The sequence below is a fragment of the Dinghuibacter sp. genome (assembly GCF_035492835.1).
GTDB lineage: Bacteria > Bacteroidota > Bacteroidia > Chitinophagales > Chitinophagaceae > Dinghuibacter.
This window is the reverse complement of record NZ_DATJIY010000247.1, coordinates 1-10,449: the sequence shown is the minus strand read 5'-3', so window position 1 is coordinate 10,449 and position 10,449 is coordinate 1. Positions and strand designations below refer to the sequence as shown.

Genomic DNA, 10,449 nt, shown 5'->3' with positions numbered 1-10,449 from the left:
AAAACTGTTCGCCCCCTCTCAGCTATGCCAGCGCATGACTCGATAATAAATGTATATTGCGCGCATGGCAGAGATACCGCAACAGCTTCCGCACCAGGAGCACCACAACAACAGTTCGGCCTTTATCAAGGACGTCGTCATTGGGATGAGCGACGGCCTGACGGTTCCGTTTGCGCTGGCGGCGGGGTTGAGCGGGGCGGTGTCGTCCACGGGGCTGATCGTGCTGGCGGGTCTGGCGGAGATTACCGCGGGGTCGATTGCGATGGGGCTGGGTGGGTACCTGGCGGGGAAGACGGAGCAGGACTTTTACAAGAGCGAGCTCCGGCGGGAGTACGAAGAGGTGGAGACGCTTCCGGAAGAGGAAAAGCGGGAGGTGCGCGCCTTTTTCGAGGAACTGGGGCTAAGCGCCGAGGTTCAGGACAAGGCGGTGGAGGAGATCACACAGGATAAGAAGAAGTGGGTGGATTTTATGATGAAATACGAGCTGAACCTCGACGAACCGGACCCCAAACGGGCCAGGAACAGCGCCTTTAATATCGGGGGGGCGTATATCGTCGGCGGGCTGGTGCCGCTGAGCCCGTATTTTTTCATCGGGCAGCCCGTGGAGGCGCTCCGGTGGTCGGTGGTGGTGACGTTGGTGTGTCTTTTCATTTTTGGTTTTATCAAGAGCCGCGTCACCGGTGTCAACCCGTGGTGGGGCGCCGTCCGGGTGACCTTGATCGGGGCTGCTGCTGCGGCGGCGGCGTTCTTCGTGGCGCGGCTGTTCAAGTAGGCCCCAAACGTGGCCCGGGGGCGCACTTTTCGTATCTTCGCCGATATGATTGAAGAAAAGAGCCTCAACTTTTTAGAAGAAATCATCGAACAGGACCTGAGGGACGGGAAGTATGCCGGAATCCACACCCGTTTTCCGCCGGAACCCAACGGCTATCTGCACATCGGGCATGCCAAGAGCATTTGCCTGAACTTTGGTCTGGCCGCCAAATACGGGGGCAAGACCAACCTGCGTTTTGACGACACCAACCCGGTCAAGGAGGACATCGAATACGTCGACAGCATCAAGGATGATGTGCGTTGGCTGGGTTTTGCATGGGATAAAGAACTGTACGCCTCGGACTATTTCGAGGAGCTGTACCGGATGGCGGTACAATTGATAAAAAACGGACTGGCGTACGTGGACGACAGCACCGCGGAGGAAATTGCGTTGCAAAAAGGGACGCCGACCGAGCCAGGGAAACCGGGCCCGAACAGGGACCGGAGCGTCGCGGAGAACCTCAGGCTCTTCGAGGCCATGAGGAAGGGAGAGTTCCCGGACGGCTCCAGGACGCTGCGCGCCAAGATCGACCTGGCGGCGCCGAATATGCACATGCGCGACCCCATCCTTTACCGGATCAAGCACGCCCATCACCACCGCACGGGGGATGCCTGGTGTATCTACCCGATGTACGACTTTGCGCACGGGCAGAGCGATTCGATCGAGCACATCACCCATTCGATCTGCACGCTGGAGTTCATACCCCACCGTCCGCTGTACGACTGGTTTATCGAGCAGCTCGACATCTTCCCGTCGCACCAGTACGAATTTGCGCGGCTGAACCTGAATTATACGGTGATGAGCAAGCGGAAGCTGCTGCAACTGGTGAACGAAGGCTTTGTCAGCGGCTGGGACGATCCCCGGATGCCGACGATCAGCGGGCTTCGCCGGCGCGGATATACGCCGGAAAGCATCCGCGACTTCTGCGACCGGATCGGGATCGCCAAAAGGGAAAACGTGATCGACGTTAGCCTGCTGGAGTTCTGTGTGCGGGAGCACCTCAACAAGATTGCTTTGAGGCGGATGGCGGTGCTGGACCCGATCAAGCTGGTGCTGACCAACTACCCGGAGGGTGTTTCCGAGATGATGAGCGTCGAGAACAACCCGGAGGACCCGGCAACGGGCGACCGGCAGGTGGCTTTTTCGCGGGAGCTTTGGATCGAGCGGGAAGACTTCCTGGAGGTCCCCTCGAAGAAATGGTTCCGGCTGGCGCCGGGGGCGACGGTGCGGTTGAAGGGCGCTTATATCGTGCGTTGTGACGACTTTTCTAAAGATTCAGAAGGAAATATTACCGAGGTCCGCGCGACCTATATCCCGGAGAGCCGGAGCGGCAACGAGGGCAGCAATATCAAAGTAAAGGGAACCATCCATTGGGTGAGCGCCACCCATGCCATTACGGCAGAGGTACGCCTGTATGACCGGCTGTTTCTGTCCGAGGAACCCGGGGCCGGTGATTCGGACTTCAAAAGCGACCTCAATCCGGGGAGCCTGACGGTGATCCCTCATGCTGTCCTGGAGGCTGGTATGGCGGACGCGGCCGTGGGGGAAAAATACCAATTCATAAGGAAGGGGTATTTTGTGCTGGATAGGGATAGCGAGCCGGGGAAACTCGTTTTTAATCAGACGGTTACGTTGAAGGATACGTGGGCGAAGGAGGCGAAGAAGGAAGGGGCCTGACGGCGGCGGCGCTGCGGGGATGCTGCGGCGGCGCGACACGTGGCGCTTTAACATACTTTAACAGCCTTTTTTGCCGTTTTATAGCTAATGGATTCAACCTTGCACAAGGATTGCCGTCTATATGTGTAATAAACTTAGGTTAATTATGAAACCGAGCAAAATGTCGATGTTGTTTGCCTTGCCGCTCTTCGTGCTGTGCAGTCTGTCCAGCCAGGCATCAGGCGCACAGGACAATAAGGGTTCTTATGCCTGGCCGTACCTGATCGTTTCCGGAAGAGATTCCATTTGGCTATATCAGCCCCAGGGTATTTCCTGGAGCGGTAACACCCTGCAGGGTTCCCAGTCGGTCTCCGTTCACACGGCGGGCGACGCGTCGGAACGTTACGGGGTGGTCTACTTCCAGGCCAGTACCAATGACGCCGGCGGCGGCCGCGTGACGCTGAGCAACTACAGCGTAACCCGTCAGAATTTCCCGAGCATGACCGACAACGGTGATGCCCTGACACAGACCATTACCACCAACGCGGGTGCGTTGCCCGTCATCAGCCAGCAAAAGCTGAAAAACGACATCGCCCTGACCCAGAAGGGCGCCAGTACCGACCAGGTGACCGTGAAGAACGATCCCCCGGCGATCATCCATTCGAATGACCCCGCCCTGTTGGTGATGATCGACGGCCAGCCCAAGCTGACGCCGGTACAGGGTACTTCGTACCAACGGATCATGAATACCAACTACCTGATCCTCTCCGACGGGACAAACTATTATACCCCCATCGGGGATCAATGGGCGGTAACCTCCGACCTGGCCAACACCAACTGGTCGATCGCTCCCGCCTCCGACGCGCTGAACGACGCAAAGACAAAGGTGCAATCCGATAAAACGCTGAACATTACGATCCCGGACAACAACTCGGACGAGGTTACGGCGGCGGCGGCCAATGGTACCCTACCCCTCCTGTATGTATCGGAACGTCCCGCGGAGCTGCTGGTTACCAACGGCGCCCCTGACTTCCAGCCGATCGAGGGCACGAACCTGGCCTATGCGACCAACGTAAAGGGCGATCTCTTCAAGAGCCAGGACGACAACCACGTTTATACGCTGATCTCCGGCCGCTGGTATAATTCCCCGACCATGGACGGGCCCTGGACATTTGTCGACCCGAGCCAGCTGCCCGCGGACTTTTCCCGCATCCCGCAGAACAGCCCCGAGGCAAGGGTGCTGGTTTCGGTGCCTAATACCAGCCAGGCCAAGGAAGCCGTGATCGCCAACGACATTCCCCAAACCGCCACGGTGAGCAAGGCGAATGCCTCGTTCAACGCGAACTACGACGGCGATCCCAAGTTCAAGCCCATTTCCAATACAGACCTCGAATACGCCACCAACGCTTCCGCCCCGGTGATCCGGGACGGGGACCAGTTCTTTGCCTGCGACAAGGCGGTATGGTTCCAGTCGGCCAGCCCCTACGGGCCCTGGCAGGTGGCCGTGAACGTCCCGGACGAGATATACCAGATCCCGAGCAATTCCCCGGTGTACAACGTCACCTATGTAAAGGTCTATGACACCGATGACGACGACGTCACCTTCGGGTACACGCCCGGTTACTTCGGTGTATACAATTCTTACTGGGGCTGCCCCGTCTTTGGTACGGGCTGGTGGTACAGGCCCTGGATCGGTTCCTACTGGTATGGGTACCCCTATACCTTTGGATATGGGGCCGGTTTCGGGTGGGGTCCCGGTTGGGGCTTCGGCGCCTACTTCAACTTCGGTTATGGTTTCTATAGCCCGATCTATCGTCCCTTCTGGGGTCCCTGGGGCTGGTACCATCCGTTCTACGGTGGCGGCTATGCGCACTTCGGTGGTCCCGTCTTTATCAACCGCGTCAATATCTATAACTCCTGGGGCCGGGGCGGCATCGTCCGGGTCAATCGCGGGCCCTTGTACGGCGCCAGCCGGATCGGACCGAACCGCGTCAACCCGGGTGTGGGCCGCGTGGGCGGTATGCCGGTGAACCGTATCAATTCGATGGCGGCTTCGCGGGGTACCATCTACCGGAACCAGGTGAACGGCGGCCCCCGTGGCGCCTTCAATGGCGGCGGCCGGGTCAACACGACCAACGGGTATAATGGCGCAAGAACGACCAACGGATATGCACAGCAGCAACGCACGATGCAAAACCGGACGTTCCAGCAGTCGCAGCAGAACAGGACGTTCCAGCAATCGCAGCAAAACCGGACGTTCCAGCAGCAACCGCAGCAACGGACGTTCCAGGGCCAGCAGCGGACCTTCTCCCAACCGCAGCGTTCCGCGGCTCCGGCCCGGAGCTTCTCCGCACCGGCCTTCAGGGGCGGTGGCGGTGGCGGTTTCCACGGAGGTGGAGGCGGCGGCGGTGGTCGCGTCGGCGGTGGCGGACGTGGCGGACGTCACTAAAGCGAATGCCACAAGCGAACCGAACATCCCGGAATGTGAGCGGCGAACGCGAAAATTATTGAGGAGTGCCTTCGGGCGCTCCTTTTTTTTGCACGGTCAGCTTTGGCAGGAAGGACATGATCTCGATTCCAAGCGCGATCAGGAACATCAGGAAGAATCCCGCCTTGCGATCGGGGCATTCCCCCTGCCGGCAGATGCTAAGGATGATGAAGTTTTTGAGGGCCCACGCCAGGTTCATGGTGGCGGCGAAGATGTTGCCCCGCTTGGCCCAAAGCCGGGGGACGGCGAAGAAGACGAGGGAGAAGGCGCAGCAAAAAAGGTTGAACAGGGCGGGTTTGCCAAACTTCCCGGTGTCGTCGGTCATTCCCGAGATGGTTGAATGGATCGACGGGATATAAATCCAGGGCATCCAGGCGACGACGACGAAAGCCAGAACCAAGCCTATTCCAATGATTTGCGAATATTTCATGGTGCAAATAAAAATCTTAACATTGGAAAAGTGAAAATCTGCATTAAATTTAGGTTACGTTTTTTAACCAATCAGAGTGTATGCTAACAAAGAAAGAGGTTCGTAGTCAAATTGCCGCCAAATTAGAAGTAGCCCTGGCCGATTTCAAGCCGGGTATGAGCGAGAAAAAATTCAAAAGCCGCGTAAAAAAAGCCAGCAGGCTGTTTAGCGATCACTATACTTTACCGACTGCCGAAAAGCCCACACCCAAAAAGGCTGTTAAAAAAGCCGCGCCACGCAAAAAGGCGGCCCCCGCTGTTAAACCTTCGTAGTTTTCGTGCATCTTAGGTGGGAACCCAAATCGAGTCTCCCATGCAACCTATTAAAATTGGCCTGATCGGGCTGTTGTGCCTCCAGGCGAGTATGGGTGCTTTTGCCCAGGAAAAGGACGACGTCATCGTTGCACAAGCTCCGGGGAGCTTTTCCCTGCACGGACAGATTTACCACAAACACTTTAAGGACGCGGTTCCCCCAGCCTCAGGCTATGTCACCGACTGGGAAAACCTGTTTACGGATGACCAGATCGCGCACCTGGATTCCCTGATCGGAAATTTCGAGACAAAGACCGGGGTCCAGATTGCCGTGGTTACGCTCGATTCTTCGATGTCTTCAAAGGATGACTTCGACTCGGTGGTCCTCCGTGTCGCCAACAGCTGGCAGGTGGGCCGGGACTCAAGCAGGGGCGTCGTCATCGGCGTTTCCGGAGCCCTGGGCGTCATGCGCATCCAGAACGGCGTCGGGCTCCATATGACGGACGCCGAAACCCAGAAGATCGTGGACGCGGACTTCCTGCCGGCCTACGACAAGGGCCAGTTCTACCAGGGAACGATCGATGGATTGGGCGAGCTGATGACCCGGCTTCAGAGCGCCGGCGCGCGGTAGTTCCTGGGTAGGACGATGTGGAATTCGGCGCCTTCGTTTTCCTTGCCAAAAGCGAATATCTCGCCCCGGTGGTTCTGCACGATTTTTCGGCAGATAGCCAGTCCTATGCCCGTACCGGGGAAGCGTTCCTTGGGGTTGAGGCGCTGGAAGATGACGAATATTTTTTCCACGAACGCCTGGTTGAAGCCGATGCCGTTGTCCTTGATGACGATCCTGTAATATACCCCGTCCTGTTCCAGGCTTGGATATTGCGCCAACTCCTGGGCGGTCAGCGTCTGGGAAAAGATTCGCAGCGTGGGCGCGGTCCCGGGACGCAGGAACTTGAGCGCATTGCCGACCAGGTTGTAAAACAGCTGGCTCATCTGCAGCGGGATCGCATCGATGATCGGCAGCGAGAGCACGTGTACGCGGGCGCCCGTTTCTTCGATGCGCAGGTCGAAATCCCGGAGGGCGGCCAGGACGACGGTGTTCAGGTCGGTGGGGGTGAACAAAAGACCATCCAGCCCCAGCCGGGAATAGGTCAACAGGTCTTTGATCAGCTGGGCCATGCGGTCCGCCGAGCTCCTGATCCGTCCGAGCGATTGTAACTTTTCCGCGTCTACGGCTACCGATTCTTCCTGCCGGAGCAGCATGTCCACAAAAATCCTGATCTTCCTCAACGGTTCCTGCAGGTCATGGGAAGTGACGTAGGCGAACTGTTCGAGCTCGTGGTTGCGCTGCTGGAGACTCAGGTTTGCCTGCTGGAGGGCAAGGGTTCGCTCGGATACCCGTCGCTCCAGGGCCTCTTCGTTGAGCCGTTGTTCATGGATGTCGAGACAGGCGCCCGAATAACCCAGGAACCGACCGGCCTCGTCCAGGCGGGGCATGGCCCTGCACGACATCCAGCGGAATGAACCGTCGTGGCGCTGGAGCCGGAATTCGGCGGAAAATCCTTCTCTTTTAGAAAAAGCGGGGTGATAGGCCCTTATCCAGGGTTGTACGTCCTCAGGATGCATCTGCTCATACCAGCAATCTGCCGCAGGCGTTTCGGGCATAGAGCCCGTGTACTCCCGCCAAGCCCGGTTGACAAAAGTGATCTGCTGATCCTGATCAGACATCCAAAGCATTACGGGGGCCAGGTTCAGTTGCCGTATGGCCTCATCCGTTATCATGTTGCAGCGTTCATTCTAAGCGTTGCCAAACTTCAGGCGTTGCCAACTTACGCGAAAATTTCATGCCGAATCGCTTAATTTGGGGCATGGAATTCTCCAAACAATTTGTACATCACGTCTATTTCTGGTTGAACCGGCCCGAAAGCACCGAGGATAGGGCGCGTCTGATCGAAGGGCTCCGGACCCTGGTCGGTATAAGTACCATCAAGTCATCCCACATCGGCGTCCCCGCCGGCACCAGCCGCGACGTCGTGGACGGGTCCTACGCCGTTTCCTGGCTGGCGGTATTTGACGACCGGGCCGGCCAGGATGCCTACCAGGTGGATCCGGTCCACCTGAAATTCGTAGAAGATTGTAGTCATTTATGGACACGGGTCGTTGTGTACGACTCGGTCATGGCTTAGGCTGACCGGAGCGGGGCTGGCCGTACGGGGACTGTTCGGCGCATCCGGTGTCTTCGCCTGGCGTTGTCTTTAGATATTCGCAAAATGTGCGGTAGAAGTCTATCCGGTGGCGGGTCTGCGGGAGCTCCGTGCCCTTGCCGCATTCTATCCCTCCGTTGATGATGTTGATGGTCGCGCCAAAACCCTTCTGCCCGACGATGGCCTCGTGGCAGGAAGGCTTGGGGTGCTGGGCGGTCATCCAGAACCAGACCGCCGAGGCCCAGGCCAGCTCGGGGTCCTGGCATACGCGGTCCGGGTCGTTCAGGAGTATGGACTTGTCCCCAAACCATGCCTGGCTGAACTGGCCGTAGTTGTAGTTCCAGCTGAGCTGGGCGGGACCGCGGCCATGGTAGGTCTTTCCCGCTACGGCGGGGTAGTCGTGCTTGCTGGTGTCGTTGTAGGTGGCGTTCGTTTTTTCTTCGGTAAAATACAGCCCCCACGTCGTATAGCCCCCGGGGGCGGCGTCCCAGCCACCGCTGGTTTCCTGGGAGACGTTCGCCAGGAAAGCGGCGAGCTCGCGGCGGCGGGTTTGGTCATCGCCTTCGTTCAGGAACTTTGGGAAGCGGGCGGCGGCTCTCTGGAAGGCGTCGTAGGTGTAGAGGGCGTTCTGATGGGGGAAGAGGTGCTTCCACGCAGCCGCATTCAGGTAGGGCGTTGGCGCCAGTGAGGAGAACATCCAGAAAAGTAGAATTTGCATGCTTGGGAAATTACGCCTATATTCAAAAAAATCCTAACGCGAAACTCCGGCACGGCCGGCGCTTAAAACGATTGCACATGAATGAGACAACCGTCGTCCTGAAGGACACATCCGCAAACCCCGCGCCACTTGGGCTTTTTGCCTTTGGCATGACAACCGTATTGTTGAACCTGCACAACGCGGGCGTCTACGACCTGGACGCCATGATCCTGGCCATGGGTATTTTCTATGGCGGGCTGGCGCAGGTGATCGCGGGTATTATGGAGGCGCGCAAGCGCAATACCTTCGGGTTCACCGCTTTTATTTCCTATGGTTTTTTCTGGCTGACCCTGGTTGGGTTGCTGGTCCTGCCAAAATTGGGCTGGGCCGCGCCGATCACGGGAAAGTCATTTGGCTGTTACCTGGCGATGTGGGGGCTCTTTACCCTACTCCTGTTTTTTGGAACCCTCCGGCTCAACCGGGCGCTGCAATGGGTGTTTGGCACGCTGACGGTGCTGTTCTTCCTGCTGGCGGCGGAGAAGCTATCGGGTGTCGAGGAGATTGGCAGGATCGCCGGGGTCGAGGGGATCGTCTGCGGGTTGATCGCCATCTATACGGGCTTCGCCAATGTCATCAATGATACCTATGGGAAGCAGGTATTGCCGCTCGGGGCCGTACCTTTGCGGACATGAAAACGCTATCAGCCGAAACGGTCGTCGAGCGGACGGTGTATTCCGTGTTGCTGATGATCAGCTTCTCACACCTGCTCAACGACACCATTCAGTCCCTCATACCGTCTATTTATCCCCTGCTGAAGGATTCCCTCCACGTGAGCTTCGGGCAGCTGGGTCTGATCACTTTTACCTTTCAGCTCACGGCCAGCCTGCTGCAGCCGCTGGTCGGTTTTTATACCGACCGGCGGCCGCAGCCCTGGTCGCTGGCGATCGGGATGTTGTTTTCGCTCTCCGGGCTGGTGTGCCTGTCGATGGCGCACACCTACCCGCTGGTCCTGGTTTCGGTGGGGCTGGTCGGGATCGGCTCCTCGGTCTTCCATCCGGAATCCTCCAGGGTCGCGTTCCTCGCATCCGGAGGAAAACGGGGGCTGGCCCAGTCGGTGTTCCAACTCGGCGGCAACGTGGGTTCGTCGCTGGGACCGCTGCTGGCTGCCTGGATCGTGGTGCCGCACGGGCAGGGATCGATCGGGTGGTTTAGCCTGGTGGCGCTGCTGGCGATTTTTGTGCTTATACGGGTGGGCGCGTGGTATCGTTCCCATTTGGGGTCCCGCGCGGCGTCGGGGCGCGTGGTCACCGATCCGGGACTACCCCGCCGTACGGTAGTCGTGTCGCTGGTCATCCTGCTGGCGCTCATATTTTCCAAATACTTCTACCTGGCCTCGATGACCAGTTACTACACGTTCTACCTCATGGACAAGTTCCATGTTTCGGTGCAGAACGCGCAGATACACCTCTTCGTTTTCCTGTTCGCGGTGGCGGCGGGGACGGTGATCGGCGGGCCGGTCGGAGACCGGTATGGACGCAAATACGTCATCTGGTTCTCGATCCTGGGCGTGGCGCCCTTCACCCTGGCGCTGCCATACGCCAACTTGTTCTGGACGGGCGTGCTGAGCGTCTGTATCGGGGTGATCCTGGCCTCGGCCTTTTCCGCCATCCTGGTATATGCGCAGGAGCTGGTGCCGGGGAAACTGGGGATGATCGCGGGGCTCTTCTTTGGGCTGGCATTCGGCATGGGCGGGCTTGGGTCCGCGGTGCTCGGATGGTTGGCGGATCGGACGTCTATTCAGTTCGTGTATAAGGTGTGCGCTTTTTTACCGCTGATCGGGCTGTTGACAGGATTCCTGCCTAACCTCGAGCGA

At 58.4% G+C, this 10,449-nt stretch carries 11 protein-coding genes; 8 read left to right on the top strand and 3 right to left on the bottom strand.

Features of this window, described 5'->3' with window-relative positions; all coding sequences use genetic code 11:
- The first annotated feature begins 64 nt into the window (after positions 1 to 64).
- The 3 genes from VL547_RS22290 (at position 65) to VL547_RS22280 (ending at position 4,916) form a co-directional block, all read left to right on the top strand.
- On the top strand, positions 65 to 772 hold the full coding sequence (locus VL547_RS22290; protein ID WP_325582128.1) for a VIT1/CCC1 transporter family protein: 708 nt from the start codon (positions 65 to 67) through the stop codon (positions 770 to 772).
- Positions 773 to 817: 45 nt separating this feature from the next.
- On the top strand, positions 818 to 2,488 hold the full coding sequence (locus tag VL547_RS22285) for a glutamine--tRNA ligase/YqeY domain fusion protein (protein ID WP_325582126.1): 1,671 nt from the start codon (positions 818 to 820) through the stop codon (positions 2,486 to 2,488).
- Between the two features lie 145 nt (positions 2,489 to 2,633).
- Positions 2,634 to 4,916 carry a hypothetical protein gene (locus VL547_RS22280; RefSeq protein ID WP_325582124.1) on the top strand — a complete coding sequence of 761 codons (2,283 nt, stop codon included), beginning with the start codon at positions 2,634 to 2,636 and terminating at the stop codon, positions 4,914 to 4,916.
- Positions 4,917 to 4,971: 55 nt separating this feature from the next.
- Here the strand turns inward: VL547_RS22280 and VL547_RS22275 are convergent, their stop codons facing one another.
- Positions 4,972 to 5,385 (bottom strand): hypothetical protein, encoded by a 414-nt coding sequence (locus VL547_RS22275; RefSeq protein WP_325582122.1) that lies wholly within the window; start codon positions 5,383 to 5,385, stop codon positions 4,972 to 4,974.
- An 80-nt stretch (positions 5,386 to 5,465) separates the two neighbouring features.
- Here VL547_RS22275 and VL547_RS22270 point away from each other — a divergent pair, with 80 nt between their 5' ends.
- Positions 5,466 to 5,696, top strand: coding sequence for a hypothetical protein (locus VL547_RS22270; RefSeq protein WP_325582120.1), 231 nt, complete (start codon positions 5,466 to 5,468; stop codon positions 5,694 to 5,696).
- Between the two features lie 40 nt (positions 5,697 to 5,736).
- Positions 5,737 to 6,306 (top strand): TPM domain-containing protein, encoded by a 570-nt coding sequence (locus tag VL547_RS22265; RefSeq protein WP_325582118.1) that lies wholly within the window; start codon positions 5,737 to 5,739, stop codon positions 6,304 to 6,306.
- Here VL547_RS22265 and VL547_RS22260 read toward each other — a convergent pair.
- Positions 6,285 to 7,457 (bottom strand): sensor histidine kinase, encoded by a 1,173-nt coding sequence (locus VL547_RS22260; RefSeq protein ID WP_325582116.1) that lies wholly within the window; start codon positions 7,455 to 7,457, stop codon positions 6,285 to 6,287. The genes VL547_RS22265 and VL547_RS22260 overlap by 22 nt on opposite strands.
- A gap of 86 nt (positions 7,458 to 7,543) precedes the next feature.
- Here VL547_RS22260 and VL547_RS22255 point away from each other — a divergent pair, with 86 nt between their 5' ends.
- Positions 7,544 to 7,861 (top strand): Dabb family protein, encoded by a 318-nt coding sequence (locus tag VL547_RS22255; protein ID WP_325582114.1) that lies wholly within the window; start codon positions 7,544 to 7,546, stop codon positions 7,859 to 7,861.
- On the opposite strand, the gene VL547_RS22250 is transcribed toward VL547_RS22255, so the two are convergent.
- Complete coding sequence (locus VL547_RS22250; RefSeq protein ID WP_325582112.1) at positions 7,851 to 8,597, bottom strand: chitinase; 747 nt, start codon at positions 8,595 to 8,597, stop codon at positions 7,851 to 7,853. The two genes, VL547_RS22255 and VL547_RS22250, sit on opposite strands and share 11 nt — an antisense overlap.
- A 77-nt stretch (positions 8,598 to 8,674) precedes the next feature.
- Here VL547_RS22250 and VL547_RS22245 point away from each other — a divergent pair, with 77 nt between their 5' ends.
- Together VL547_RS22245 and VL547_RS22240 are read left to right on the top strand one after the other, a co-directional pair.
- On the top strand, positions 8,675 to 9,268 hold the full coding sequence (locus tag VL547_RS22245; RefSeq protein ID WP_325582110.1) for an acetate uptake transporter: 594 nt from the start codon (positions 8,675 to 8,677) through the stop codon (positions 9,266 to 9,268).
- Positions 9,265 to 10,449: MFS transporter (locus VL547_RS22240; RefSeq protein ID WP_325582108.1), on the top strand; the 1,185-nt coding region annotated here is incomplete at its 3' end. The genes VL547_RS22245 and VL547_RS22240, both read left to right, overlap by 4 nt.

Bases quoted from the DNA above. Each gene is read 5' to 3' on its own strand.
- VL547_RS22290 (WP_325582128.1), top strand. From the start codon at position 65: ATGGCAGAGATACCGCAACAGCTTCCGCACCAGGAGCACCACAACAAC.
- VL547_RS22285 (WP_325582126.1), top strand. From the start codon at position 818: ATGATTGAAGAAAAGAGCCTCAACTTTTTAGAAGAAATCATCGAACAG.
- VL547_RS22280 (WP_325582124.1), top strand. From the start codon at position 2,634: ATGAAACCGAGCAAAATGTCGATGTTGTTTGCCTTGCCGCTCTTCGTG.
- VL547_RS22275 (WP_325582122.1), bottom strand. From the start codon at position 5,385: ATGAAATATTCGCAAATCATTGGAATAGGCTTGGTTCTGGCTTTCGTC.
- VL547_RS22270 (WP_325582120.1), top strand. From the start codon at position 5,466: ATGCTAACAAAGAAAGAGGTTCGTAGTCAAATTGCCGCCAAATTAGAA.
- VL547_RS22265 (WP_325582118.1), top strand. From the start codon at position 5,737: ATGCAACCTATTAAAATTGGCCTGATCGGGCTGTTGTGCCTCCAGGCG.
- VL547_RS22260 (WP_325582116.1), bottom strand. From the start codon at position 7,457: ATGATAACGGATGAGGCCATACGGCAACTGAACCTGGCCCCCGTAATG.
- VL547_RS22255 (WP_325582114.1), top strand. From the start codon at position 7,544: ATGGAATTCTCCAAACAATTTGTACATCACGTCTATTTCTGGTTGAAC.
- VL547_RS22250 (WP_325582112.1), bottom strand. From the start codon at position 8,597: ATGCAAATTCTACTTTTCTGGATGTTCTCCTCACTGGCGCCAACGCCC.
- VL547_RS22245 (WP_325582110.1), top strand. From the start codon at position 8,675: ATGAATGAGACAACCGTCGTCCTGAAGGACACATCCGCAAACCCCGCG.